This is a genomic window from Vibrio sp. Y51_MX_L26 (assembly GCF_024181935.1).
GTDB lineage: Bacteria > Pseudomonadota > Gammaproteobacteria > Enterobacterales > Vibrionaceae > Vibrio > Vibrio diabolicus.
Window position 1 is genome coordinate 110,438 of sequence record NZ_JAMZAS010000008.1, and the last position, 26,304, is coordinate 136,741.

Genomic DNA, 26,304 nt, shown 5'->3' on the forward strand with positions numbered 1-26,304 from the left:
CAAGACCGTTGTACTTTACTATTGTGACAACGAGCTTCTACATCTCAAAAACTTTCTGACCTATCAAACTTATGGAATTTGATAGCCAAAGAATTTATTTAAAAAAAGAGTCGCCTAAGCGACTCTTTGATAAATAATCCGACTAACAGATTAGTCGATTTTGCCGTGGCACTGTTTGTACTTCTTGCCACTGCCACAAGGGCAAGGTTCATTGCGACCTACTTTACGTTCATCACGTACCATTGGTTGATTTGAACCTTCTTCAGATTCTTCGCCTTCAGAAAGCGGATTTTGTGCTGCAGCGTGTTGCGCTTGTGCACGACGAGCGGCTTCTTCAGCTTGCGCACGACGCTGGTCTTCCATACGTTCAACTTCTTCTTGTTGCTGAACGCGAACACGAGATAGAACAGTAATAACGTCTGTTTTCAGCGCTTCTAGTAGACCCTCAAACAGTTCAAACGACTCACGTTTGTATTCTTGTTTTGGGTTCTTCTGTGCGTAGCCGCGTAAATGGATACCTTGACGCAAGTGATCCATCGCAGCCAAATGCTCTTTCCAAAGCGTATCCAGAGTCTGAAGCATGACCGATTTTTCGAAGTTGCGAAGCACTTGTGCGCCCACCACTTCCTCTTTCTCTTTGTACACTTCAACGGCTAGGTTGATGATCTTTTCACGTAATGCTTCTTCGTAAAGCTTGTCGTCTTCTTCAAGCCATTGCTTCACTGGCGCATCAAGATCGAAGTCCGCTTTCAAGCGCTCTTGTAGACCTTCAACATCCCACATATCTTCTAGTGACTGTGGTGGAATGTACTCATCAATAACCGCTGTTAGCACATCTTCACGGTTTTGCTCGATCATGCCGCTGATGTCTTCAACGTTCATTAACTCGTCACGCAGTTCGTAGACAACCTTACGTTGATCGTTCGCTACATCATCGTATTCAAGCAGCTGCTTACGGATATCAAAGTTACGACCTTCCACTTTGCGCTGTGCTTTTTCAATTGAGCGAGAAAGCATTTTCGATTCAATAGCTTCACCTTCTTCCATACCACTTTGAATAAGGCTCGCCATACGATCAGAAGTGAAAATACGTAGCAAAGAGTCTTCCATAGATAGGTAGAAGCGCGATGAACCCGCATCACCTTGACGACCAGAACGACCACGTAGCTGGTTATCAATACGGCGAGATTCGTGGCGCTCAGTACCGATGATATGTAGACCACCAGCTTCTAGTACTTGGTCATGCACCACTTTCCACTCTGCTTTAATCGCATCGATTTGCTCTTGAGTTGGGTTCTCTAAAGCTTCAACTTTTGATTGCCAGCTACCGCCAAGCACAATGTCCGTACCACGACCGGCCATGTTGGTCGCGATAGTTACCGCACCAGGCATACCCGCTTCAGCAACAATTTCCGCTTCTTTCTCATGGAATTTCGCGTTCAATACGTTGTGTTTGATCTTAGCCTTCTTCAATGCGTTAGAAAGAAGTTCTGACTTTTCAATCGACACAGTACCAACAAGCGTTGGCTGCCCTTTGGCAACACGCTCTTTAATATCTTCAATGATTGCCGCAAACTTCTCTGCTTCAGTACGGTAAACCACATCTGGCATATCGTTACGAATCATCGGCTTGTTGGTTGGGATAACCACCGTTTCCAAACCATAGATAGACTGGAATTCGAACGCTTCAGTATCCGCTGTACCTGTCATACCTGACAGTTTTTCGTATAAACGGAAGTAGTTCTGGAAGGTAATAGAAGCCAAAGTTTGGTTTTCGTTTTGGATCTTAACGCCTTCTTTCGCTTCTACTGCTTGGTGAAGGCCTTCAGACCAACGACGACCTGGCATTGTACGACCAGTGTGTTCATCAACGATGACCACTTCGCCTTCATCAGTAACGATGTAATCAACGTTACGCTCGAATAACACATGAGCACGCAAAGCAGCATTCACGTGATGCAACATGCTGATGTTAGCCGGAGAGTAAAGTGTATCACCTTCCTCCATCAGACCGTTTTTCACCAACAGTTCTTCAACGTATTCTTGACCCGTTTCAGTTAGGTATACTTGCTTTGATTTTTCATCAACAGTGTAGTGACCATCACCACGGTATTCTTCAGAGTCTTCTTTATCTTGCTTTTTCAGATGCGGGATCAAAAGGTTGATTCGAGTGTATAGCTCAGAGCTATCTTCAGCAGGACCAGAAATGATCAAAGGAGTACGAGCTTCATCAATTAGGATTGAGTCTACCTCATCGACAACTGCAAAGAAGCGATCACGCTGTACACGGTCTTCGCTACGGAAAGCCATATTGTCACGAAGGTAGTCAAAACCAAATTCATTGTTGGTTCCGTATAGAATGTCAGCTTGGTACGCTTCTTTTTTCTCTTGAGGAGGCATGTTTGGCACGTTTACGCCAACGGTCATACCTAAAAATTCAAATAGAGGGCGGTTCGTCTCAGCATCACGTTTAGCTAGATAATCGTTCACTGTTACGATGTGAACGCCTTTACCAGCAAGAGCATTTAAGTAAGCAGGAAGCGTTGCAGTCAGCGTTTTACCTTCACCTGTACGCATCTCCGCAATTTGACCCGCATTTAGAACCATACCACCGATAAGCTGAACGTCGAAGTGACGCATGCCGTAGACACGCTTAGATGCTTCACGAACCGTAGCAAAAGCTTCAGGAAGTAGTTTATCAAGAGTTTCACCTTTCTCTAGGCGCTCACGGAACTCAACCGTCTTTGCTTTTAACTCTTCATCACTTAGAGCTTCGAATGTTGGCTCGTAGTTATTAATTTCTTTTACAATTTTTCTAAGGCGGCGCAGTGTTCGGTCGTTGCGACTGCCAATCACTTTTGTCAGTAGCTTAGTTATCATTTTTCGTGAATCTCTCTTTAATCAGACCGTTCCCGATCTACTCATAATGCCTTCAGTCTCTGCCAGTTTGGAACTAAGAATACTGAGATAAATCATTTATCAAAGATATTGAGTTCAAACATCCATATTTCAAGGCTAAGTTTCGAAACAATGTGGCTTAGTGTAAGGATTTTTCATCGATACAACCATAAATAGACGTATTTGTTTGAAGCACTCTGAAGTTTTTACTTAAAGTGGTGACTGATTAGACGATATTGCATACCACAATATGTGTAATCTATTCAGAGCAGACTTTGCTTTTTACCTTGCTACATTGTAAAACTGAAGCGAAAGACGTTAATGTAAACTATACCTTGATAGAAAGCTGCTCTAGAATAGCTGATATCTCAACAAAATTAGATTTTACCTATGCGTGATCACCGTCCAACCTCGACTGAAGATGTTATTGCTGAATCACAGTTCAAGCAGATTCAAGAACATGCTGGAGAAATCTTACAGCTTAACCAAGCTTTGCAAGAGATCTTACCCAAAGGGACGGCCGATCATTGCCGGGTGGCGAATGTTCGTAACGGCCACCTATTGATCGATGTTTCTAGTGCCGCGATCAAAATGAAGATCGATTACGATCGCCTCATGATCCTAAATAAACTTCGTACTCAAGGCTTTGCCAAACTGATGAGCGTTGAAGTGAGGATCAATCCATCATTATACCGAAATCGTTTCGAACAAGACGACAGACCTAAACGTCCACCATTAACAGAATCTGCAGCAAAGTCATTGATGACGATTGCCGACATGGCACCGCCTAAAATTCAAGAGCGTTTAAAGCGATTGGCCGATATGGCAGAAAAGAAAGACCGTAAGTGATCGTTATTTCAATATGCTGAAAAGCTCGAATGCTATTAATAAGCCCAAGATTAAAGCCAAATAGCAAAAAACCAGGCATAAGCCTGGTTTTTATTAATTTTAATGCCGAGTATTTACGCAAGCACCATATTTGGTTCAGCGAATGCTACTGGTGAGCCGACTTCTTCTTCGAATGTAGTCCACTCCCACGCTTCCTGATCAGCAAGAACAGCTCGCAGAAGTTGGTTGTTCAAACCGTGACCCGATTTAAAGGCGCGAAATTCACCGATGATTGGGTGACCACACATGTAAAGATCACCAATCGCATCCAACACTTTGTGAGTCACAAACTCATTTTCAAAGCGTAGACCTTCTTCGTTAAGAATACGGTAATCATCCAATACGATAGCATTGTCGAAACTACCACCCAATACTAGGTTTTGAGATTGTAGATATTCGATATCACGCATAAAGCCAAACGTACGTGCACGAGAAATTTCACGAACGAAGCCTTTTGAAGAGAAATCAAACAGCAAGCGCTGTTCGTCTGACTCAATAGCAGGGTGATTAAATTCAATTTCGAAGTCCATGCGGAAGCCGTTAAATGGTACAAACTCTGCCCATTTATCGCCATCTTCAAAACGAACTGGCTTTTTAATACGGATGAAACGTTTTGGCGCATTTTGCGTTTCGATACCTGCTTGTTGTAGCAAGTATACAAATGGGCTAGCACTACCATCCATAATTGGAATTTCAGGTGCGTCTACTTCGACAACAATGTTGTCGATGCCCATACCAGCAAGTGCCGCATTCAAGTGCTCTACAGTTGAAATACGCACACCTTCGTCGTTTACCAAAGCAGTACATAGCATGGTGTCACGAACAGAAGCTGGATCAGCTGGAAAATCTACAGGTGGGTTTACATCTGTACGACGGTAAATGATACCTGTATTTGCAGCAGCCGGGCGCAGAGTAAGCGTGACTTTACGACCAGAGTGGAGGCCCACACCAGTTGTTTTCACTATTTCTTTCAGAGTACGTTGTCTGATCATCTGCTTGCCTCTCAAAAATTTGCTACAAAACACGGCCGTCTGTAACGTCGACCGTGAATGCTACCATAATTTTGAGCCATGTCAAATTTATGGATTAAAGATTAATCAGCCTGACGACGCAAAAATGCCGGGATATCTAAATAACCACTTTCCTTCTCTTGCTTCGGAGCCGCAGAGCTTTGGCTCGACGATGCTGGAGAAGAAGAAACTGTATTTGTAGGCTGAGGAGTTACCTGTGGCTTCTCTTGCACTTGATTATTTTGCAAGGTTTGTGCCGGCTTCTCTTCAGCTTGCGTTGCCGCCGCTTGCTGTTGTGGTTGAGCCTGCGGCGTCGGAGCCACTTTCGCTTTACCACCCGCAACTAGCGTGATATCTGGTTTTTTCTCATTGCCAATACCTGTCGCTACAACTGTTACGCGGATTTCGTCCGTCATATCTGGGTCTAGAGAAGTACCGATAACAACAGTGGCATTGTCAGAAGCAAATGCTTTCACTGTATTACCAACCGTCTCAAACTCGTCAAGACGCATATCCAGACCTGCAGTAATATTGACAAGAACACCACGAGCGCCCGCTAGATCGATGTCTTCCAGAAGTGGGCTAGAAATTGCCATTTCAGCCGCTTCTTCAGCACGATCTTCGCCTTTAGCAATACCGCTGCCCATCATCGCGTGACCCATTTCAGACATTACTGTTCTTACGTCCGCAAAGTCGACGTTGATCATGCCTGGGCGAGTAATTAGCTCTGCAATGCCTTGAACTGCGTTCTTAAGAACGTCGTTCGCACTTGCAAAAGCTTCTAGTAGCGTGACACCACGGCCAAGTACTTTAAGCAGCTTTTCGTTTGGAATCGTAATCAAAGAGTCAACGTGCTTAGACAGCTCATCGATACCTTGCTCTGCAAACGCCAAACGCTTTTTGCCTTCAAAGCTGAACGGTTTTGTCACTACCGCGACAGTTAGAATGCCAAGCTCTTTAGCTACTTCAGCAATAACAGGTGCTGCACCAGTACCTGTACCGCCACCCATACCAGCTGCGATAAACACCATATCGGCGCCAGTTAGGGAATCTTTAATTCTATCTCTGTCTTCGAGAGCTGCGTCACGGCCAACCTGTGGATTAGCACCTGCACCCAGACCTTTGGTGATATCGCCACCGATCTGAATAACATTGCCAACGCTTGTCTTACGAAGTGCTTGCGCATCAGTGTTGACGCTGATGAATTCCACACCTTCGATGGATTCACGCACCATGTGTTCAACGGCGTTACCACCGCCGCCACCAACCCCAACGACCTTGATTACTGCATCGTCAGACATTTCCATCATCGGTTCAAACATGTGTTGTCTCCGTTTATCCTGCAACTCAGGTTAAAACTCTTTTTGTATCCAGTTACGCAATTTATCGAAAAAGCCAGTAACAGATGAGCGTTTAGGTTCATTATAATCGCTATCGTCGCTAGACTGCATGTCTCTTGCGTAATGAAGTAATCCAACTGCCGTAGAATGGTACGGCTCTTTTACATAGTCAGTTAATCCGCTGACTTCGAGCGGTTTGCCGACCCTTACTTGATTGCGGAATACGCGTTCCGCACATTCTATCACTCCGTCCATTTGCGCAGCACCGCCGGTGAGTACAACTCCCGCAGCTAGATGGTGCTTTATACCCTCTTCGCGCAATTTCGCTTGTACAGAGTCAATAGTTTGGTTAACCAGTCCCATAAGCTCAGAGTAGCGTGGCTCAATCACTTCTGACAACGTTTGACGTTGCAGACTACGTGATGGTCGCCCACCTACGCTTGGTACATTAACCGTGTCATCCTTACTGACCAGTTCACTCAAAGCACAGCCATATTTAACTTTTATTTCTTCAGCATCGCTCACTGGCGTACCAAAAGCAAAAGCAATATCGCTGGTTACAGCATTTCCTGCGTACGAAAATACTTCTGTGTGACGTAACGCACCGCCAGTCCAGATGGCCACATCCATCGTGCCAGCGCCAATATCCACCACACAAACTCCAAGCTCTCTTTCATCCTCGGTGATTACTGCATTACTTGCAGCAAGCCCAGAAAATACGAGTTGCTCTACTTTAAGGCCGCATCGTTCTACCGCCTTAATAATATTGCGTGCCATGTCATTATGGCATGAGATAAGGTGGACACTTACTTCCATTCTTACCCCAGATAAACCAAGCGGATTTTTGATTCCCTCTTGGTAATCAATGGTGAACTCTTGCGGAATCACATGAAGGATTCGCTGTTCATCACCGATTTTAATCGATTTTGCGGTATGGATAGCGCGATCCATGTCTTCTTGAGACACTTCTTCATCTGAAATCGTGCCCATACCTTTTTCAATTCGGCTTGCGATATGCTTACCAGACAACGAAATGAAGACTCGGCTGATCTGGCACTCGGCCATCAATTCAGCTTGATCAATTGCACGTTGTACTGATTTTACAACCGACTCCAAGTCATTCACGCCACCTTTATCCATGCCACGTGAAGGGCTACTACCTGCGCCAATAATATTAATTTGACCGTCTGGTAGAACCTCACCCACTAGAGCCGATACGGTTGCAGTGCCTATATCAAGACCAACAATAATGTTGTCATCAGCGGCCTTAGTCATCTGTACTCTCTTCTAACTCTTGTTCAGGAAACCAACCAACTGCGGCTCCTGTATCGTACCTAAGATCGATATAACTGATTCTTTGCGTGTCACTGCCAAGCTTGTTATAGAGCTTAAAAAATCGCTCTATACGCTCAAGAAGAGACTCTTTACCGAGCTCTAATCGAATACCGTTATCAAGGATGATTTGCCAAGCTCGTCGCTCGTTTAATACCAGAGACGATATCGCTAAACCCAATTGCTGAAACTTAGGACTCAAATCACGGTAAGTCTGTAAGACTTCTGGTCCGCTGTCTTTGGGTCCGTACAGTTTCACTTTTTCTTCTTGTAACAGAGCCACATCGCCATCAAAAACAAACCCGTTTTTATCTAACAGTTCGTTGCCATTCCAAATGGCTTCAGGTTGATGCTCTGTCAAAAAAACTTTTACTGTATCCGGCCACTGCTTTCGGATTGCGGCATGCGCCACCCATGGCAGAGCTTCGACACTTTGCTGTAATACATCAATATCCTGAGACATAAATGTACCGATGTGATCTATTCGACTAAATGCAGCCTGCACATCGTCAGCTTGGACATACTCCAGTTTTCCCTGAAGTACTATTTTGGAGAGAGGTAACCTTTGGTCATCCCACATCCAACTGATCGCCGAGTACAAAACAGAACTAATTAAGGTCACAACCACAACGAAAAATAACGCACCCAAGATTTTCTCTTGGCGACCACGGTTATTATCCGTGTTTGGCCGCTCGTCATTCAGTGCAATATTCAACAACGTCTTCGTTTCCTGACTTTTGTCGTGTACTTTTTACCCACATAATTACGCAGAGGTAAAAGTCTTGACTTTAACCTTGGGATTATACTGAGCTCTTGTAAACTATCAAACACTGATAGCAATAAATCACAATGATATTGACGCAAAATCGAGATCTGAGTCTTTATCTGTCCTTCGCGCCAACAATCTGTGTTAACCAAGCATCTTGTTTATATTTAATTCAAGACCTGCCAGTTGTTTCGCCACTTTACCAACATCACCCGCACCTTGCGTTAAGATTAGGTCGCCGTCTTGTATAACGTTAGCTAAAACTGAAGGTAATTGCTCGATTTCTGGAACAAAAATCGGATCTACCTTACCTCGGCTGCGAATTGTGCGACACAATGAACGTCCATCAGCTCCTGCAATTGGCTTTTCACCTGCGGCATAAACATCCAACATGATTAATACATCAACTTGCTCTAGCACATTCGCAAAGTCATCGTACAGATCACGAGTACGGCTATAACGGTGTGGTTGGAAAATCATAACGAGACGTTTATCTTGCCAACCGCTTCGCGCAGCATTAATGGTCACATCAACTTCTGTTGGGTGGTGTCCGTAATCATCCACTAACATGGCATGACCATTACCAGTATCAAACTCGCCAAGGTGATCAAAACGTCGTCCCGTGCCTTGCGTACCGGCCATTGCTTTTAGAATTGCATCGTCTTCAATGTCATCTTCGGTAGCCACTGCAATCGCAGCCGACGCATTAAGTGCATTGTGACGACCTGGAATGTTCAGAGTGATATCTAGGTTGGCACGCCCTTTACGTACTACCGTAAATTTGCCTTGCTGACCTTCTTGACGATAGTTTTCAATGCGTACGTCAGCATCTGCGGAGAAACCGTAAGTAATCACTTGACGACTAATACGTGGGATTAACTCTCGAACCACAGGATCATCAATACAAACAATAGCTTGGCCGTAGAACGGTAGATTGTGTAGAAAATCAATGAAGGTTTGCTTTAACGTTTCAAAGTCACCACCATAAGTATCCATATGATCGGCTTCAATATTAGTGACGATACTTACCATTGGTTGCAGGTGCAGGAATGACGCGTCGCTCTCATCCGCCTCAGCAATTAGAATACGACTCGAGCCTAAACGAGCATTTGTACCTGCGCTTTTCACCAAGCCGCCGTTTACAAACGTTGGATCAAGGCCTGCTTCAGAATAGATTTGTGTCACGAGTGCCGTCGTCGTCGTTTTACCGTGCGTGCCCGCAACGGCAATACCATGACGGAAGCGCATCAACTCAGCGAGCATCTCAGCACGACGTACAATAGGGATACGTAACTCCCGTGCTGCCATCACTTCTGGGTTTTCTTCGTTGATAGCGGTTGAAACCACAACCACACTGGCTTTTTCAACATTGCTAGCTTGGTGTCCGATAAATACCGTCGCACCTTTTGATACTAAACGCTCTGTCACAGGGTTTTCTGATAGGTCAGAACCCGTGATTTGATAGCCTTCATTCAACAGCACTTCTGCAATGCCGCTCATGCCCGCACCACCAATACCGATGAAGTGGATGGATTTCACGCGGCGCATCTCTGGCACCATGGCGCGAATCTGAGCTAAGTCTTGTGTATGTTGGATTGTCATCAATTCTATTCTCAATAATTCGTTAACGCTTTTCGGTCAAAGCGACAATGGCTTGTGCGACAACTCGGTCGGCATTCAATTTAGCAGCGCCACGCGCTTGCTCAGCCATCGTAAGTAAAGCTTGGCGATCCAATTGTTGGATCTGCTGAGTCAAAGACTCAACGGTTAAATCTGGTTGTTCAATCATTTTCGCTGCGCCGCATTCTACTAGATGATCGGCATTCAGTGCTTGTTGGCGATCTTTATGCATAAAGGGAATAAAGATCGCACCAACGCCAGCAGCAGAAACTTCAGAAACGGTTAACGCCCCTGAACGACAAACTAAAAGGTCAGCCCATGCATAAGCTTCTGCTACGTCGTCAATGAACTCTGTGACCTCTGCATTTACCACACCATTAGCTTGGTATGCTGCGTTCACTTCTTCGGCGGAACCTTTGCCCGCTTGATGACGAATACGGTAATCACCGCCCAGCTTTGCCATCACTTCTGGCAGAGTTTGGTTAAGAATGCGTGCACCTTGGCTACCGCCCATCACCAGAATACGAATTGGGCCTTGGCGATCTTGCATTCGCTCTGCAGGTGCTTCTAATCTTGTTAGGTCTTCACGCACAGGGTTACCGACTACCTCAGCAGCAGGGAACGCGCCAGGAAAGGCCTGAAAGACTTTCTTAGCAATTTTTGATAGCCATTGGTTTGTCAAACCCGCAACCGCGTTTTGTTCGTGCAGAACAACAGGAATATCGCTCAACCAAGCCGCAATACCACCGGGGCCACTCACATACCCCCCCATACCTAACACGGCATCGGGCTTCCAATGCTTCATGTGCGCGCGAGCTTGCATGATGGCATTAATAATTTGAAATGGAGCTGCAAGCAGACGCTTTACGCCTTGACCTCGTAACCCTTTCACTTTGATAAAATCGATTTCAATGCCATGTTTTGGCACCAAATCCGCTTCCATTCGATCCGCCGTGCCTAACCAACGGATCTCCCAGCCTTGCTCTTGCAGCTGTTTTGCTACAGCTAACCCTGGGAATACGTGACCGCCAGTACCACCAGCCATCACCATCAAACGTTTATTTTGTTTCATTAGTTTGTTGTTCTGATTGTTGTTGCTCGCGTTTCAAGCGGCATTCGTAATCGATACGCAGCAATATGGACACTGCGACGGACATAATAATCAGACTGGAACCACCATAACTGATTAGCGGAAGTGTTAAACCTTTGGTTGGTACGATACCAGCTGCAGCACCAACGTTCACCAAGGTCTGGAACGCAAACCAAATACCTATACCGAAAGCCAGATAACCGCCGAACATTTCGCCTTCTTCAAACGCACGCTTGCCTATGTAAACCGCTTTTAGCACTAAGCTAAAAATCAACATTAAGACCAACACAACGCCCACGAAACCAAGCTCTTCAGCAAGTACCGCAAACACAAAGTCGGTATGCGCTTCTGGTAGATATTCCAGTTTTTGAATTGAATTACCGAGACCTTGACCGAACCATTCACCACGACCAAACGCCATCAAAGATTGAGTCAACTGATAGCCACTACCAAATGGGTCTTCCCACGGGTCAAGGAAGGAGGTTACTCGTCGCATACGATATGGCTCGACTAAAATCAAACCTACCACAGCGCCGATACCTGCCACCATCAACGCGAGAAACTGAGTCAGTTTTGCGCCTGCGATAAAAAGCATGCCAAACAGCGTGACCAACATTACGACGACCGTCCCCAAGTCTGGCTGACCAAGTAGCAATACTGCGAAGAAGGCAAACACCATGATTGGCTTCATAAAGCCACCAAAGAAGGTTTGTCGTACTTCGTCTTGCTTTCGAACTAAGTAACCAGACATGAAGATAAACAGCGATAGCTTCGCGACCTCTGCTGGCTGAAGGTTAAACAGCCCAAGGGGAATCCAACGAGACGCACCATTAACCGACTTACCCGCCAAGAGCACGATGATCAACAGTGCGAAAGAAGCCCAAAGTAAGTAGTGGCTTTTCTTAAACCACTCTTGCAAAGGCACTTGCAAAATAACAGCGGATGTCCCTAGCGCCAGCACAAGAAACGTCGCGTGACGAAACATAAAGTGAAACGGCTGTTCGGTTAATCGTGAGCTGATCGGAAATGATGCAGAGGTTACCATGACCAACCCCGTCAACATCAAACCCAGTGCAATCCACACTAGCTGACGATCAAACATCGCCTCTGGGGCTGGATGCTTGAGCCAATTGCCAATACTGCGTTTAACGTTACCTAAACCCACGAAGTGTGTAACCTTTAATTATGCATATTTCTGAACAAGAGCAGCGAAGGCATCGCCTCTTGCCATAAAGTTGTCGAATTGATCAAAGCTAGCACATGCTGGAGACAGCATCACCATATCACCTGGTTTTAACTGCGAAGATACTTGTTGAATCACATCTTCCATGGTGTCGAAACGTATTGCAGATTCATGCAGTGGCATAAAATCATCGCCATCAGCGCCAAAGCAGCACAGTTGCAAGTTAAGCGTCGCGAAGATCGGTTTTAATGGCGAGAAGTCAGCACCTTTGCCAACACCACCAACGAGCAAGTAGAGCTTGCCTGTCGATTCCAAACCAGATAGCGCAGCCATAGTGCTCGCAATATTAGTTGCTTTAGAGTCATTCACCCATTTTACGCCTTGATTATCCGCAACCACCTGGCATCGGTGTGTCAGTCCCGTGTAATTTTTAAGTGCATTCAATGCGTTGTGATAATCAACGCCCGCAGCCTTTAAGAGCGCTAAAACGACCAATGCATTGGATAAGTTGTGTTTACCAACCAACTTAAGCTCATCACTTGCGACGACTCGTTGACCGTGATCGAGCAGCCAAGTACGGTTGCCATCCACCTCGAGACCAAAGTCCTGATTGTCGCTGCCAAATGTCACCAATGGCATCTCTTCATCTGGGAAGGTTTCTTGATCATCACGGTTCACTACCGCAAGAGCAGCGTGGTCAAAAATACGCAACTTAGCTTGTCGATAGTCAGACATGCCTTGATAACGGTCCATATGATCTTCAGAAAGATTCAGAAACGCAGCGGCTTTGAGCTTTAAGCTTGACGTCGTTTCTAACTGGAAGCTCGAAAGTTCAAGCACATACAGGTCTGCGTCTTGTTCTAACAAATCCAGTGCAGGAACACCAATGTTACCACCAACGCCCACATCCAAACCTGCAGCCTTAACCATCACACCTGTGAGGTCGGTGACTGTGCTCTTACCGTTTGAGCCCGTAATCGCAATCACTGGTTTCTGCACCGCCCAGGCGAATAACTCAATATCACCAACTACTGTCGTGCCTTTTGCTAATACGGCTTGGATCTCTGGTGTCGCTAGCGCAATACCAGGGTTGGTCACGATAAGATCAGCGTCAGAAAGCCAGTCTGTATTCCAACCACCACTATGCAGTTGAACATCTTCCGGCAAACGCTCTGCACCCGGAGGGTTTACGCGAGTATCAATGACTTTGACCACAAGCTGTGGCTGATTTTTTCTTAGGTGTTTAACGACAGAGAGCCCGGTAATACCGAGCCCTACGACGACAACACTATGTATGTTTTGCCAACGTTCCATATTTGATCACACTGTAAATCTTGTTCTTGGAAAGTGCGATTAACGCACTTTCAATGTCGCAAGACCAATCAGAACAAGAACCATAGAAATAATCCAGAAACGCACGATTACGCGAGGTTCTGGCCAACCTTTCAATTCGTAGTGGTGGTGAATCGGTGCCATACGGAAGATCCGCTGACCACGCAGTTTGTATGAACCCACCTGTAGAATTACCGACAGCGTTTCCATCACAAACACACCGCCCATGATCACCAACACCAACTCTTGACGAACGAGAACAGCAATAGTGCCTAACGCGCCGCCAAGCGCTAGTGAGCCGACATCACCCATGAACACTTGTGCTGGGTACGTGTTAAACCACAAGAAACCAAGGCCTGCACCGACGATTGCTGTACATACGACAACCAACTCAGAAGCATGTGGTAGGTATGGAATATGAAGGTATTCAGAGAAGTTAACGTTACCCGTCGCCCATGCAATAACCGCGAAGCCTGCAGCAACAAGAACCGTTGGCATGATTGCCAAACCGTCTAGACCATCGGTCAGGTTAACCGCGTTACTCGTACCGACAATCACAAAGTAAGTCAGGATAATGTACATCAAACCAAGTTGCGGCATGATGTCTTTAAAGAATGGCACCACGAGCTGAGTGGCTGCAGTGTCTTTACCGTAAGCGTACAATGCAAAAGCCACGACAAACGCGATCAACGATTGCCAGAAGTACTTCCAACGCGCGATCAAACCATCGGTATTTTTGCGCACCACTTTACGATAATCATCAACAAATCCGACTGCACCGTAGCCAAGCAAGACCGTCAATACCGCCCATACATATGGGTTGGATAAGTCAGTCCAAAGCAAGATTGTGATTGAGATGGCCGCTAAGATCATGATACCGCCCATAGTTGGAGTACCACGCTTACTAAAGTGAGATTCAGGACCTTCGTTACGTACTACCTGACCAATTTGCAGCATTTGCAAACGCTTGATCATGATTGGTCCCATCCATAATGACAGACCCAGAGCGGTTAATACGCTTAGAATTGCTCGAAAAGACAAGTATTCAAACAATCGGAAAAAAGACAGGTATGGCTGTAGCAGCTCGGCAAGCCAAATAATCATTAATAATACTCCTTCAAAGCAGCAGCGACTTCAAACATACGTGCACCGTTCGCTCCTTTCACCAAAATCGTATGGTTTTCAGGAACGGCTTGGTCTAGATGCTGCTTGATGTATTCAATCATCTCTTGGTGCTTCTCAAAATGAATGCCTTGGCAAAGCTCACTGATCACCTTGGCGTCTGCACCATATGTGAGAACATGTTCAAATTTTTGTGGGGCAGCATGTTCCCCGACTTGACGATGAAGTGCAAGACTTTCCTCGCCCAATTCCGCCATATTACCTAAAATCAGCCAGCGCTGACCTGGGAAAGCAGCCAATAAGTCAACCGCCGCTTTCATGGCTGGCACGCTTGCGTTGTAGCTGTCATCAATCAATTTGATTTTTTCGCTCAGCGCTTCAACCTCGACGCGACCTTTCACTTTGTTTAAATGTTTAAGGCCAGCGCGAACCTCTTCTAATGTGGCGCCCATTTGTAACGCAATAATAGAAGCTGCGATTGCATTCGCCACGTTGTGTTGACCTATAATACCCAGAGACAGTTCAATTTCTTGTGAGCTTGCTGCGATATGTAGGTTAAAGCTGGCCTCTCCCGCGGCATTCATCACGATATTTGATGCATAGTAATCAGCCGCAGAATTACTTTGTGAGAAGGTGATAACTTCCTTATCCGCCAGCACGCTTTCCCACTTTGTTTCGCCATTGCTGTCTAAATTGACAATCGCAATACTACCTGCAGCAAGACCTTGGTAAATTTCACCTTTGGCTTGTTTCACGCCATCAATAGAACCAAAGCCTTCAAGGTGCGCAGCGGCTACATTATTCACTAACGCGATATCTGGTTTTACTAACTGCGTTGTGTAAGCAATTTCACCGATATGATTAGCACCAAGCTCAATCACGGCATAGTCGTCATCCTGCTGTGAGCGCAATAACGTCAACGGAACACCAATATCATTATTGAAGTTACCTGCAGTAAACAGCACTTTGCCTTTCAATTGCAGAATGCTCGCGACCATTTCTTTGACGGTCGTTTTACCACAACTGCCTGTGATGGCAACGGTAGGTGTTTGGCAAGTTTGATGCACCCAAGAGGCTAACTCACCCAGTGCCATTTTGGTGTCCGACACCACGACTTGTGGCACATTCACATCTAGATGTTTTTGTACGAGTAAAGCACCTGCGCCTGCATCCACCGCTTGTTGGCAAAAGTTATGCGCATCAAAGCGCTCACCCACCAGCGCAACAAATAAAGCACCGTTGTCAATCGCTCGTGTATCAGTAGAAACCGCGTCGATAAGTAGATCATCGCCGAATAGCTCACCGCGAGTGATGTTGGCAATTTGAGATAACGTTACTTTGATCATAAGGACAATCCTAAAAGCTGCATAGCAGACTCACGGTCGGAGTAATGAATCGTTTCGCCATTCCGAATTTGATAATCTTCGTGGCCCTTACCCGCTAACAAGATGATGTCTTTTGGCGAAGCATTCTCAACCGCATAAGACAGTGCTTTGAAGCGGTCATGCTGCACAATCGCTTCGGCAGGTTTTGACAGCCCGGATAACATGTCTTTTACAATCTGAGCCGGCTCTTCGCTGCGTGGGTTATCGTCAGTCAACACCACTCTGTCGCCTAGACGCTCTGCAATTTCCGCCATCATTGGGCGCTTACCTGCATCGCGATCGCCTCCGCAACCAAAAATAGCCCACAGCTGCCCCTCACAGTGAACTCGTAAAGCTTGCAGCGCTTTTTCTAAAGCATCAGGAGTATGGGCATAATCGACCACGACTTTGGCACGGTCCTCTGTCTGGAATAACTCCATTCGGCCGAGTACAGGTTGTAACTGACCTGCGGTTTCGAGTAACGCTTGTTTATCCTTACCCAAGCTTAATAAGGTCGCAAAAGCGAGCATTATGTTGGTTGCGTTAAACTCACCAATCAGTGGCGCGTGCAATTGACCTGAGCCAAATTTACCATCAAATTGGATAGTAATCCCCGACTCCGCGTAACGGACATCTGTCGCCCAAATTGCGCTTTCAAATTCAGTGTTCGGTTTAAGTGACACCGCAATCGCATTGCTTAACTGCGACGCCCATGCATGACCGACTTCATCATCGACATTGATAATGGCACGTTCACATTGATGTTGCGTAAACAACTCCAGCTTTGCATTGGCGTACTCTTCCATCGTGCCATGATAATCTAGGTGATCACGACTTAGATTAGTAAACACACCCGCCGCAAACGACAACGCCTTGACACGGCCTTGCGTTAAGCCATGAGAAGAGACTTCTAGCGCGGTGTATGTGGCGTGTTGATTTGCGAGAGAGGAGAGCGTTTTCTGAATTTCTACAGCATTCCCTGTTGTATTCGCGGCTTGCTGTAAATTGTCGAGAAAACCATTTCCCGTCGTGCCCATCACTGCCGATTTGTGGCCAAGTAGCTCTAGCCATTGTGCAATTAGCTGAGTAATGGTGGTTTTGCCGTTGGTGCCGGTGACACCAATCAAATCCATATCTGGGTAAGCATAGAGCTTTCCAGCGATTGCAGATAAACGTTGATCCAACGTATCGAGGTAAATAACGGGAACGTCATCGATGATTTCCACCGTGCCGTGTGCTTTTAGATCGCAGGCTTGCGCTAGAACCGCATTGGCGCCTTGCTCAATGGCAGAGGCAATGAAGTTACGCCCATCCACAACATGGCCAATCACCGCAACAAACGTGGTTCCAGGCTGAACTCTTCGGCTGTCGAGCTCCAATTCAGAAACAAGAACGGACGATAAGCTAGGGCAATCCACCCAAGGGGAAAGCAGCACGTCCATACTGATGGCTTTAGTCATATTTGTTCTCCGAGCTTTGGCTCAGGTTTTCTTAATTTTGTTTGCTCAGTAAGCCACTCGGCTTACTGCTGGAATTTGTTTTCGTCTGGTGCAACATTGAGTATTTGTAGCGCGCCTTTCATGATTTCAGAGAAGACAGGAGACGCTACCGAACCACCATAGTAATCATCACCTTGAGGCTCGTTTACGATCACAACCAATGCAATTCGCGGATCGCTAACCGGAGCAAGCCCTGCCGTATAAGTGATGTACTCATCGCTGTATCCACCTGCAGACGCTTTACGTGAGGTACCCGTTTTGGCTCCCACTCGATAACCAGGAACTGCCGCTCGACGAGCTGAGCCTCCTTTTTGGGTTACGGTTTCCAGCATGTCCAAGACCTGGCGTGCGTACTTTGCACTCACTACTTGGCGCGACATGTCATGATCATTGCTTTCGATAATATGGATTGGCTCGTATTTGCCGAGATTTCCAAGCGTCGCATAGGCATGCGCTAACTGGATTGGCGTTATCGATAGACCATAACCAAACGCAATCGTGGCACGTTCAATAGGAGACCATCGTGTTCGTGTCGGGAAGATACCAGTCACTTCCCCAACGAGGTTCAGACCAGAAAGCTCACCAAAGCCCACAGAGCTGTACAGACCGAGCAGCGCCTCTACTGGCATTTGCATTGCCAGCTTCGTCACACCGATGTTACTCGATTTTTTGAGGATCGTGGTCAAGCTAGCTTTACCCACGCGGGATACATCTCTTACTCGGCTACCACCTAAACGAAGTACACCATTACCGGTATCTACGATGGTATCTTTATCGGCTACCCCATTTTCTAAGGCGGCTAAAATAACGAAAGGCTTAATGGTAGAGCCAGGCTCCATCGAGTCCGTGATTACTCGGTTACGCATTTTATAGCTTTGCCAGTCGCTACGATTGTTAGGGTTGTAGGAAGGCGCATTCACCATGGCCAATACGGCGCCGGTTTTCACGTCCAACATAACAACGGAGCCTGACGTGGCGCGATGGTCCGCAACAGCTTGTTTAATCGCACGATAAGCAATCGCCTGTAGGCGCTGGTCGATTGTCAACTGGAGTGACTTACCTTCTTGCTTGTCTTGCCACGCAATGTTTTCTACGACGCGACCATAACGGTCTTTACGAATAGTTTTCTTACCTGCGGCGCCAGTAAGCCACTCATCGTAGCTACGCTCAACACCCTCTAGACCATGCCCATCAATCCCCGTCACCCCAACTAAGTGAGCACTAACCTCACCGGCAGGATAGTAACGACGAGATTCTGACTTAAGACCCACACCAGGCAGCTTTAGCTCACGAATATAGTTCGCCATGGCTGGACTCACTTGGCGCTGCAAGTAAATAAAGCGGCGCTTTTCATTGTGCTTGATCTTGTCTATCAACCCTTGTCGGTCAACACCAAGAACATCCGCTAATGCATACCAACTCTTGGTCTGGCTTAAGGCATTTTCTTTAAATATCGTCGCGGGATCCGCCCAAACGGCCTCAACAGGCACACTGACAGCGAGCGGCTCACCATTTCGGTCCGAAATAATACCGCGTGCAGAAGGAATGGATTTCACACGAACCGAGCGTAGGTCACCTTGTTTAATCAGGTTATCCGGTTCAATGATTTGAATATAGGCTACGCGCGCCACCAAAAGTGCAAATGCACAAAAGACAAAAAACAGTAATAGATGGAAGCGCCAACGAATCAGAAAGGATTCTTCAACCGCCACTTTCACTGCTTTTTTCTCGATTTTCGTATCCCCCGAAGCGTTTTTTTCTTTCGCGACAGGTTTACGCTTGTTGCTTGGTTTCGTGTTGGTTTTCTTTCTAATCATTTGAGCGTGACAACCACTTCTTTATCGCCATCAGGTCGTTTCATTTCAAGTTCTTTTTTGGCAAGGTCTTGAACACGGCTGTGTTCCGCGAGGGCCGTTTCTTCCAACATCAGGTTGCGCCATTCGCTATCTAAACGCTCTCGTTCAACCAAAGTGTGATCTTTTTCGGTGATCGCTTGACGCGCATGGTGGGTAGCAAATACCACTCCCATTGCCGATGCCACGATCAATAGCAACAACAGTAATGGCCAGCGACCAACGCTGATAAGATCCGTTGCAATCAACTTAGCAAGGTTAGGAGTGGGTTTCGTCATAATAATTAAAGCTTTTCTGCAATTCTTAGTACAGAGCTGCGCGAACGAGGGTTCATTTCAATTTCTTGTTTGCTTGGCTTAATCGCTTTGCTCACCGCTTTCATATTCGCACTACCAAGAGCACGAATTTGCTCTTCAGTCATTGGAATGCCATGTGGCACTTCAGGTCCTTTGCTCTCTTTACGGATAAAACGTTTGACCATACGGTCTTCCAGAGAGTGGAAACTGATGACAGATAAACGACCTTCAGGAGCCAGAATACTTGCCGCGCCTTTTAGTGCCGTATCAATTTCTTCTAACTCACTGTTGATGTAAATACGAAATGCCTGGAACGCACGAGTCGCAGGGTGTTTTTTCTCTTTAAAGCTTTTGGGTGCAGCATCTGAGATCAGCTTCGCGAGCTGGCCAGTACGTACCAGTGGTTCATTTTCTTCGTCTTCACGGTAGGCAACAATCGCTTTGGCAATGCGGCGCGCGTGTTTGTCTTCACCAAACTCACGAATCACCCAAGTAATATCATCTAAGTCAGCTTCCATTAGCCATTGAGATACGGGAATACCTGATGTTGGGTCCATACGCATATCTAGCGGGCCGTTTTTCATAAAGCTAAAGCCACGCTCTGCGTCGTCTAACTGCGGAGAAGAAACACCTAAATCCAGTAGAACGCCATTAACTTTGCCAACCAAGTCATACTCTTCAGCATACTCAGCAATACCAGAAAATGGACCATGAATGATGGTAAAGCGAGGATCATTGATTTTGCCTGCTTCAGCTATCGCTTGAGGGTCACGATCGATACTGTACAGTCGGCCGTTTTCTCCGAGTTTAGATAGAATAGTCCGGCTGTGACCGCCACGGCCAAATGTTCCATCGATATAGATACCGTCTGGTTTGATAGCTAAGCCATCAATGGATTCATTTAATAACACGGAAATATGTTGGAAGGTTTCGGTCATAGCTTTCTCGTTGAATGATCTTGAAGCGATTTTAAGATATGTTGCTCTCTCATGCTGAATACTTATAGCAAAAGATCAACCTACCATAGTGTACTGATTTCCCACATCATCGCCACCTCAAGTCTAAAGTCAGACGTGATTTAACGCCAAGTTTATTGGTAATGACAGGGTTTGCGTCAATAAAATGCAAAAAACCCATCACTACAAAAAGTAGTGATGGGTCTCGAATAGTTGGAGTCGACACATAAGCCGGGTTCTGTTCCGCTTGCGCGGCGGTAGCCATTCGTCTAGGCCAGCAATCGCTCACTGGCTCAAGCAACCTACCCGCCTCCTTACGCGAGCAACGCAATGTGGAGGCCTATTTGGTCTTGCTCCGGGTGGAGTTTACCCTGCAACGAACTATTGCTAGTCGTCCGGTGCGCTCTTACCGCACCCTTTCACCCTTACCTGTGCCCTAGGGCCATCGGCGGTCTTCTCTCTGCTGCACTTGTCGTAGGCTTGCGCCTCCCAGGCGTTACCTGGCACCCTGCTCTATGGAGCCCGGACTTTCCTCCCCTTTACCAGTCTCCCGAAGGACGTCAACGTCAGTCTCCCAAAGGACTTCAACGTCAGTCTCCCGAAGGACATCAGTAAAGCAGCGACTACCCAGTCAACTCCGAGGGCGGATTGTATAGAGTTATCCACTCAGAGTCTAGTGAGATCACAGATATGATGAAATGAATGCATTGAGTGGTGTTTTTTTAACCTAACCATCAAACATTGAGCCTAAAAAAGGCCGATATTTTCACATCGACCCGCTTTACCATGTGTCTCGTTAGCAGTGCTTAGTCTAAGTTTTCTAAGCCCCACTTATACAACGCATTCTTCTTCAAGTTATGAATTTCTGCCACCAAAGCCGCTGCTTTTTTCAAAGGCAGCTCTTTGGTTAAAATCCCTAATGTACGCAAAGCATCATCTGGCAATGAGTCGTCCGCGGTTTCGCGATGGCCATGCACCAGCAACACCATTTCACCACGCTGTTGGTTATCGTCACTTTTCACCCACTCAATTAACTCACCTAATGGCATGCCTTGAATGGTTTCAAAGGTTTTCGTTAGTTCTCTCGCCAACACGACTTCTCTATCTGGGCCAAGAACGTCTAACATGTCTTGTAGAGAGTCCAAAATACGGTGCGGTGACTCGTAAAAAATACACGTACGCTCTACCGAAGCAATCTCTAGGAATTTATCCTTACGGCCTTTGCTTTTCGGTGGTAAAAAGCCTTCGAAGCTAAAGCGATCGGATGGCAAGCCTGATGCACTTAACGCCGTAATGACCGCGCAAGCACCAGGAAGCGGCACAACTCTAACGCCCGCTTGACGACATTTTGTCACCAAATGGTATCCTGGGTCGCTGATAAGTGGCGTACCAGCGTCAGAAACTAACGCGATAGACTGACCGGAAAGCAGCTTTTCTACCAAAACCTGTGCTTTTTGCTGTTCATTGTGATCATGCAGAGCAAAAGTTTTGGTTTGAATATTGAAGTGAGACAGTAATTTACCCGTATGTCGAGTATCCTCAGCAGCAATGATGTCCACCGTCGACAGAATTTCGATAGCACGTTGGGTGATATCCGCTAAATTTCCGATTGGAGTCGGTACGATATAGAGAGTTGGCCCCTCATTCGGCAACTTATTTTTATCTGTCATTTGTTTACCATCACTTCAACGATTAATATAGAGACAATTTTGTACAAAATTATAGAGAACTCACGGCAATGATTAACCATAAGAGACTCAGTGTACCACGCATACTTACTCCTGTTGCACTAGCAATTACGCTCGCCGCCTGTTCTTCAGGTCCAAGACAGCCTGATGGCGTTGATGTAACACTTGAGCCTACTCAGTCTGTTCAGAACTATATGATCCAAGCTGATAGCACGGAAGGCAGTTTACAAAATGACTGGTTGATCATGGCAACCAAAGCCGCTATTCAAGCGAACCAGTTTGATCAAGCAGAACTGTTGATCAAACGTCTGGCTCGACAACAGTTGACCGAAGTTCAGCAAGCGGAGTGGCAACTGGCGCGTGCGACCATACAGCAAAAGCAAGGTAATTACTCGCAGTTGCTGCAATTGTTAAACTTTAAACCTTGGTGGAAATTGCCAAACGAGCAATGGAAAGACTATTACTTGATGCGTGCCGACGCTTATCAAGGCCTCAACCAAGCGTTTGAAGCAAACCGCCAGCTGGTTGCATTTGGTCAATACGCCTCGTCAGCAGAGCAGAGGGAAATCTCTAGCCGTATTTGGATGAACTTTGGCAGCTACTCAGAATATGAACTCACCTCATTAGAAACAGAGCCGAATGAGGATGTTCTAGACGGCTGGCTTCAGCTGGCTGTTTATGCAAAAACGCTGTCGGGCAACCTGTCCCAACTTAAAAATACGCTAGAGCGCTGGTTAAGCGAAAACCCTTCGCACCCAGCTGCTATCTATACACCAGAAGAGATTCAAAACATTCTCTCTCTTGATATCGTGAAGCCAAACAATACTGCTTTATTGCTGCCGCTGACGGGTAAGTTCTCGCCACAAGCGCAATTAATTCGTGATGGTTTTGTGTTTGCGATGATGAATGATCGTAATCGAGATCCTAGTGCAACACTTACGGTGATTGACACCAATGCGTATAACGCTGACCAAATTAAACAACGCTTGATCAATGAAAACATCGATTTTGTTGTTGGCCCTCTAGAAAAAGAGAACGTGGAGTTGTTACACACAACCATGGATGGCTCAGCAAATGGCACTACCATTCCAGCCCTTGCGCTAAATATTCCCGAGGATGTGCAACCAGATAGCAATATTTGCTACTTGGCATTATCACCGGAACAAGAAGCCGCACAAGCTGCAAAACACTTGTTCAGCGAAGGCTACAACTTCCCTCTTATTCTTGCACCAAAAGGCAGCTTTGGAGAGCGTGTAACTGAGGCTTTCAACAAAGAATGGCGAAAGTACAGCTCTAACAAAGTCGCAGCAAGTTACTTTGGTGACAAGCGCCAACTTCAAAAAGACATCAATGAAGTATTTGGCCTGCAAGAGAGCAAGCAGCGTATCGCCCAGATGCAATCATTAATGCGAATTAAGCTTGAAACACAGCCACGTAGCCGTCGTGATGTTGATGCGGTTTATATCGTAGCTAGAAGCACTGAGCTGACTTTGATCAAGCCGTTTATCGAAGTAGCGATTAACCCTGATGCGAAAGCACCACAAATCTTCTCTAGTTCGCGTAGCAACAGTGGCGGCGCGACATACGAAGATCTAACAGGCATCATCTACAGCGACATTCCATTGCTTATTGACCCAGATCCTAGCGTGACCGCTGAAATGAACGAGCTTTGGTCAGAGCAATCTAACATGGAAAAACGTTTGAAAGCACTCGGTATGGATGCATATAAATTGATCGGTGAACTTCCACAAATGAAGGTCGTTCCTGGTTACTCAGTCGGTGGCCAAACCGGTATTTTAAGTATCGACAACAACTGTGTTGTACAGCGTGAATTGAGCTGGGCTGAGCGTGGGGCTCTTTAGTAAGCGCCAAATCGGAAATCAATATGAAGCTCTGGCGAAGCACTATTTGCAACGCCAGGGCTTGCGCTTTATTGAACAAAATTTCCTGACCAAGGTCGGTGAGATTGATTTAATCTTCCAACAAGGTGAAACTATTGTGTTTGTTGAAGTCAAATATCGTAAGAACGATCACTTTGGCTCAGCAGCAGAAATGGTAACGCACGCAAAAATGCGCAAGCTAATCAAAACTGCACAAGTTTGGCTTAGCCAACAAAAGCGCTTAAAACACAATATCGATTATCGGTTTGATGTCATCGCTATTCATAACAATGGGCGAGATATCAACTGGATAGAAAACGCAATCTCTGAAGGATAAGCGATGCTAGACAGCATTAAAGACAGCTTTACAGAAAGTATTCAAATTCAAATCGCAGCAGCAGAGGCGCTGCCCGATGCCATTACTCACGCGGCCCAAGCGATGGTCTCAAGCTTGCTCAATGGCAACAAAATTTTATGTTGTGGTAATGGCGGCAGTGCTTCAAACGCTCAACAATTTGTTTCTTGTCTTTTAAACCGTTTTGAAACTGAGCGCCCTAGCCTACCAGCAATGGCCTTAACAGCCGATAATACAACCCTGACCGCTGTTGCAAACGACTACCACTACCAGGAAATTTTCTCAAAACAGGTACGAGCGTTTGGCCAGCCAGGCGACATTCTGCTTGCCATGTCGACTAGCGGTAACAGCAAAAATATTATCAAAGCGATGGAAGCGGCCGTAACTCGAGACATGACGATTATCGCGCTAACAGGAAAAGATGGCGGTGAGATGGCAGGCCTGCTTGGTGAGAACGACGTCGAAATTCGCATTCCATCACACCGCACTGCACGTATTCACGAAGTACATATGGTGACACTCCATTGTCTTTGTGATCTTATTGACCAGGTGCTTTTCCCTGCTCATGAAGAGTAACCAAGACTGAGGGTCAGAATTATGATACGTAGCCTCGTTATCTTATTAACAGCATTGAGTTTAAGTGGTTGCGCTGGCTTGTTTATCGCTGGCGCTGCAACCACAGCAAATATTGTCACGGACACACGCAGTACAAAACAAATTTGGCAGGACAACAACATCGAATTCGAAGTTGCGGCGATCGGTAACAAGGCGCCGTTTAAAGGTGAAGTTCGTGTGGTTGCCAGCTCCTATAACGGTACGGTTGTTCTTATGGGTCAGGCTCCAACGCAAGACCTTATCCATGCTTTAGAGCGAAGAGCTCGAGAAGTTAGTGGTGTGAAAGTCATACACAATCAAATCAAACAAAAAGAGCCACTCACTGTCACTCAAATTAGCAACGACAGCTGGATCACAACCAAAGTAAAATCAGCCTTGCTTACCGACTCTGAACTCAATGGCGTTAAGGTTAAAGTGATCACCGAAGACGGCGATGTTTTTCTGTTTGGTTATGTCACACCAGAGCAAGGCGAGCGAGCGACAGAAATCGCGCGTAATATCTCTGGCGTAAAACAAGTCATTAAAGGGTTCCAATATGGCGAAATGGAACCTGTTGAAGTGGACTTACCGAGTGACGGTGTACAAACAATAAAAAGTGAGACAAACGCGGAAAATGAAGCCAACGTCGAAGCATTTACGATTGAGTAATTGCGAAACATCACTTGAAAACACGTCAAGACACTAAAAAGAAAAAAAAGCAGCGTTACGCTGCTTTTTTTATTTAATAACTCTTAAGCTTGGTTTGCCTTTTGGTCGAGGAGCATCGTCCTCTTCGGCATCCGAATCAGAGGCTAACTCAGAAGGCTCATCGCTAACCGTTGTAAACGGTGGGGATGATTCTTCCTCGGTCATCGCTTCTTCTTCGATGTTAGTGTACGCTTCTTCTGGTTCAAACATAGTACCAGCACCATTCTCACGCGCATAAATAGCTTGGACAGCATACACAGGCACAATTACTGAGTGTGGACGACCGCTAAAGCGAGCATGGAAGGTAATCGCATCATTACCTAACTCAAGATTACCCACCGCACGTGGCGCAATATTCAAAATAATTTGACCATCTTGAATAAACTCAACCGGTACACGTACGCCCGGCATCGTTGCATCCACCACCAAGTGAGGAGTCAAGTCATTGTCTACTAGCCAATCGTAAAATGCACGAAGCATATACGGACGGCGAGCAGTCATTTTTGCAATATCCATAACGTGTTCTAAAT

The 26,304-nt window shown here is 46.2% G+C and carries 22 protein-coding genes and 1 other RNA gene; 5 read left to right on the top strand and 18 right to left on the bottom strand.

The annotated features are described in order from the left end of the window. Positions 1 to 150: 150 nt before the first annotated feature. Positions 151 to 2,880 (bottom strand): preprotein translocase subunit SecA, encoded by a 2,730-nt coding sequence (secA, locus tag NL645_RS16670; protein ID WP_253652072.1) that lies wholly within the window; start codon positions 2,878 to 2,880, stop codon positions 151 to 153. A 408-nt stretch (positions 2,881 to 3,288) separates the two neighbouring features. Here secA and NL645_RS16675 point away from each other — a divergent pair, with 408 nt between their 5' ends. Beyond that, positions 3,289 to 3,747, top strand: a complete 459-nt coding sequence (locus NL645_RS16675; protein WP_005396436.1) for a DUF721 domain-containing protein — start codon at positions 3,289 to 3,291, stop codon at positions 3,745 to 3,747. Between the two features lie 113 nt (positions 3,748 to 3,860). Here the strand turns inward: NL645_RS16675 and lpxC are convergent, their stop codons facing one another. The 16 genes from lpxC to rsmI all read right to left on the bottom strand — a co-directional run bounded on the left by lpxC (position 3,861) and on the right by rsmI (position 22,219). Continuing rightward, on the bottom strand, positions 3,861 to 4,778 hold the full coding sequence (gene lpxC, locus NL645_RS16680) for a UDP-3-O-acyl-N-acetylglucosamine deacetylase (protein ID WP_005381871.1): 918 nt from the start codon (positions 4,776 to 4,778) through the stop codon (positions 3,861 to 3,863). A gap of 101 nt (positions 4,779 to 4,879) precedes the next feature. Continuing rightward, on the bottom strand, positions 4,880 to 6,118 hold the full coding sequence (gene ftsZ, locus NL645_RS16685) for a cell division protein FtsZ (RefSeq protein ID WP_012842149.1): 1,239 nt from the start codon (positions 6,116 to 6,118) through the stop codon (positions 4,880 to 4,882). A 30-nt stretch (positions 6,119 to 6,148) separates the two neighbouring features. Further along, positions 6,149 to 7,411: a cell division protein FtsA gene (ftsA, locus tag NL645_RS16690; protein WP_012842150.1), complete on the bottom strand. Its 1,263-nt coding sequence runs from the start codon at positions 7,409 to 7,411 to the stop codon at positions 6,149 to 6,151. Further along, complete coding sequence (locus tag NL645_RS16695) at positions 7,404 to 8,186, bottom strand: cell division protein FtsQ/DivIB (RefSeq protein ID WP_012842151.1); 783 nt, start codon at positions 8,184 to 8,186, stop codon at positions 7,404 to 7,406. Before NL645_RS16695 ends, ftsA begins: the two co-directional genes overlap by 8 nt. A gap of 192 nt (positions 8,187 to 8,378) precedes the next feature. After that, a complete protein-coding gene (gene murC, locus NL645_RS16700; RefSeq protein ID WP_005396442.1) occupies positions 8,379 to 9,836 on the bottom strand; it encodes a UDP-N-acetylmuramate--L-alanine ligase in 1,458 nt (485 codons plus the stop codon). 22 nt (positions 9,837 to 9,858) lie between these two features. Then, positions 9,859 to 10,926: an undecaprenyldiphospho-muramoylpentapeptide beta-N-acetylglucosaminyltransferase gene (gene murG / locus NL645_RS16705; protein ID WP_253652073.1), complete on the bottom strand. Its 1,068-nt coding sequence runs from the start codon at positions 10,924 to 10,926 to the stop codon at positions 9,859 to 9,861. Then, positions 10,913 to 12,109, bottom strand: coding sequence for a cell division protein FtsW (gene ftsW, locus NL645_RS16710; protein WP_005396444.1), 1,197 nt, complete (start codon positions 12,107 to 12,109; stop codon positions 10,913 to 10,915). The genes murG and ftsW overlap by 14 nt, the downstream gene beginning before the upstream one ends. Positions 12,110 to 12,127: 18 nt before the next feature. Beyond that, positions 12,128 to 13,441, bottom strand: coding sequence for a UDP-N-acetylmuramoyl-L-alanine--D-glutamate ligase (gene murD, locus NL645_RS16715; protein ID WP_253652074.1), 1,314 nt, complete (start codon positions 13,439 to 13,441; stop codon positions 12,128 to 12,130). 39 nt (positions 13,442 to 13,480) lie between these two features. Then, the gene (mraY, locus tag NL645_RS16720) at positions 13,481 to 14,563 is read right to left on the bottom strand and encodes a phospho-N-acetylmuramoyl-pentapeptide-transferase (RefSeq protein ID WP_005372931.1); all 1,083 of its coding nucleotides are present in this window, start codon (positions 14,561 to 14,563) and stop codon (positions 13,481 to 13,483) included. Further along, a complete protein-coding gene (gene murF, locus NL645_RS16725) occupies positions 14,563 to 15,927 on the bottom strand; it encodes a UDP-N-acetylmuramoyl-tripeptide--D-alanyl-D-alanine ligase (RefSeq protein WP_253652075.1) in 1,365 nt (454 codons plus the stop codon). Before murF ends, mraY begins: the two co-directional genes overlap by 1 nt. Continuing rightward, positions 15,924 to 17,405: a UDP-N-acetylmuramoyl-L-alanyl-D-glutamate--2,6-diaminopimelate ligase gene (murE, locus tag NL645_RS16730; RefSeq protein ID WP_253652076.1), complete on the bottom strand. Its 1,482-nt coding sequence runs from the start codon at positions 17,403 to 17,405 to the stop codon at positions 15,924 to 15,926. The genes murF and murE overlap by 4 nt, the downstream gene beginning before the upstream one ends. Before the next feature lie 62 nt (positions 17,406 to 17,467). Beyond that, a complete protein-coding gene (locus tag NL645_RS16735) occupies positions 17,468 to 19,261 on the bottom strand; it encodes a penicillin-binding transpeptidase domain-containing protein (protein WP_253652077.1) in 1,794 nt (597 codons plus the stop codon). After that, complete coding sequence (gene ftsL, locus NL645_RS16740) at positions 19,258 to 19,575, bottom strand: cell division protein FtsL (protein WP_124008985.1); 318 nt, start codon at positions 19,573 to 19,575, stop codon at positions 19,258 to 19,260. Before ftsL ends, NL645_RS16735 begins: the two co-directional genes overlap by 4 nt. A 5-nt stretch (positions 19,576 to 19,580) precedes the next feature. Next, positions 19,581 to 20,531, bottom strand: a complete 951-nt coding sequence (rsmH, locus tag NL645_RS16745; protein WP_253652078.1) for a 16S rRNA (cytosine(1402)-N(4))-methyltransferase RsmH — start codon at positions 20,529 to 20,531, stop codon at positions 19,581 to 19,583. A 229-nt stretch (positions 20,532 to 20,760) separates the two neighbouring features. Beyond that, positions 20,761 to 21,188, bottom strand: an RNA gene (gene rnpB / locus NL645_RS16750) — RNase P RNA component class A. 167 nt (positions 21,189 to 21,355) lie between these two features. Next, positions 21,356 to 22,219 carry a 16S rRNA (cytidine(1402)-2'-O)-methyltransferase gene (rsmI, locus tag NL645_RS16755; protein WP_005396454.1) on the bottom strand — a complete coding sequence of 288 codons (864 nt, stop codon included), beginning with the start codon at positions 22,217 to 22,219 and terminating at the stop codon, positions 21,356 to 21,358. A 68-nt stretch (positions 22,220 to 22,287) separates the two neighbouring features. On the opposite strand from rsmI, the gene NL645_RS16760 reads away from it, so the two are divergent. The 4 genes from NL645_RS16760 to NL645_RS16775 are packed head-to-tail and all read left to right on the top strand — an operon-like array spanning position 22,288 to position 25,735. Beyond that, positions 22,288 to 24,099, top strand: a complete 1,812-nt coding sequence (locus tag NL645_RS16760) for a penicillin-binding protein activator (RefSeq protein WP_253652079.1) — start codon at positions 22,288 to 22,290, stop codon at positions 24,097 to 24,099. Beyond that, on the top strand, positions 24,086 to 24,454 hold the full coding sequence (locus NL645_RS16765; protein ID WP_104971259.1) for a YraN family protein: 369 nt from the start codon (positions 24,086 to 24,088) through the stop codon (positions 24,452 to 24,454). Before NL645_RS16760 ends, NL645_RS16765 begins: the two co-directional genes overlap by 14 nt. Positions 24,455 to 24,457: 3 nt before the next feature. Further along, a complete protein-coding gene (locus tag NL645_RS16770; protein WP_005372901.1) occupies positions 24,458 to 25,048 on the top strand; it encodes a phosphoheptose isomerase in 591 nt (196 codons plus the stop codon). 21 nt (positions 25,049 to 25,069) lie between these two features. Further along, on the top strand, positions 25,070 to 25,735 hold the full coding sequence (locus NL645_RS16775) for a BON domain-containing protein (protein WP_253652080.1): 666 nt from the start codon (positions 25,070 to 25,072) through the stop codon (positions 25,733 to 25,735). A gap of 69 nt (positions 25,736 to 25,804) precedes the next feature. Here NL645_RS16775 and sspB read toward each other — a convergent pair whose 3' ends face one another. Then, a complete protein-coding gene (gene sspB, locus NL645_RS16780; protein ID WP_253652081.1) occupies positions 25,805 to 26,290 on the bottom strand; it encodes a ClpXP protease specificity-enhancing factor in 486 nt (161 codons plus the stop codon). Positions 26,291 to 26,304: the final 14 nt, after the last annotated feature.

What these genes read in the sequence shown, in the direction of transcription:
- sspB (WP_253652081.1), bottom strand. Translation starts at nt 26,290, where the DNA reads ATGGATATTGCAAAAATGACTGCTCGCCGTCCGTATATGCTTCGTGCA.
- murG (WP_253652073.1), bottom strand. Translation starts at nt 10,926, where the DNA reads ATGAAACAAAATAAACGTTTGATGGTGATGGCTGGTGGTACTGGCGGT.
- ftsZ (WP_012842149.1), bottom strand. Translation starts at nt 6,118, where the DNA reads ATGTTTGAACCGATGATGGAAATGTCTGACGATGCAGTAATCAAGGTC.
- NL645_RS16760 (WP_253652079.1), top strand. Translation starts at nt 22,288, where the DNA reads ATGATTAACCATAAGAGACTCAGTGTACCACGCATACTTACTCCTGTT.
- NL645_RS16675 (WP_005396436.1), top strand. Translation starts at nt 3,289, where the DNA reads ATGCGTGATCACCGTCCAACCTCGACTGAAGATGTTATTGCTGAATCA.
- murD (WP_253652074.1), bottom strand. Translation starts at nt 13,441, where the DNA reads ATGGAACGTTGGCAAAACATACATAGTGTTGTCGTCGTAGGGCTCGGT.
- ftsL (WP_124008985.1), bottom strand. Translation starts at nt 19,575, where the DNA reads ATGACGAAACCCACTCCTAACCTTGCTAAGTTGATTGCAACGGATCTT.
- NL645_RS16775 (WP_253652080.1), top strand. Translation starts at nt 25,070, where the DNA reads ATGATACGTAGCCTCGTTATCTTATTAACAGCATTGAGTTTAAGTGGT.
- NL645_RS16770 (WP_005372901.1), top strand. Translation starts at nt 24,458, where the DNA reads ATGCTAGACAGCATTAAAGACAGCTTTACAGAAAGTATTCAAATTCAA.
- NL645_RS16735 (WP_253652077.1), bottom strand. Translation starts at nt 19,261, where the DNA reads ATGATTAGAAAGAAAACCAACACGAAACCAAGCAACAAGCGTAAACCT.
- murE (WP_253652076.1), bottom strand. Translation starts at nt 17,405, where the DNA reads ATGACTAAAGCCATCAGTATGGACGTGCTGCTTTCCCCTTGGGTGGAT.
- lpxC (WP_005381871.1), bottom strand. Translation starts at nt 4,778, where the DNA reads ATGATCAGACAACGTACTCTGAAAGAAATAGTGAAAACAACTGGTGTG.
- rsmH (WP_253652078.1), bottom strand. Translation starts at nt 20,531, where the DNA reads ATGACCGAAACCTTCCAACATATTTCCGTGTTATTAAATGAATCCATT.
- murF (WP_253652075.1), bottom strand. Translation starts at nt 15,927, where the DNA reads ATGATCAAAGTAACGTTATCTCAAATTGCCAACATCACTCGCGGTGAG.
- secA (WP_253652072.1), bottom strand. Translation starts at nt 2,880, where the DNA reads ATGATAACTAAGCTACTGACAAAAGTGATTGGCAGTCGCAACGACCGA.
- rsmI (WP_005396454.1), bottom strand. Translation starts at nt 22,219, where the DNA reads ATGACAGATAAAAATAAGTTGCCGAATGAGGGGCCAACTCTCTATATC.
- ftsA (WP_012842150.1), bottom strand. Translation starts at nt 7,411, where the DNA reads ATGACTAAGGCCGCTGATGACAACATTATTGTTGGTCTTGATATAGGC.
- mraY (WP_005372931.1), bottom strand. Translation starts at nt 14,563, where the DNA reads ATGATTATTTGGCTTGCCGAGCTGCTACAGCCATACCTGTCTTTTTTC.
- murC (WP_005396442.1), bottom strand. Translation starts at nt 9,836, where the DNA reads ATGACAATCCAACATACACAAGACTTAGCTCAGATTCGCGCCATGGTG.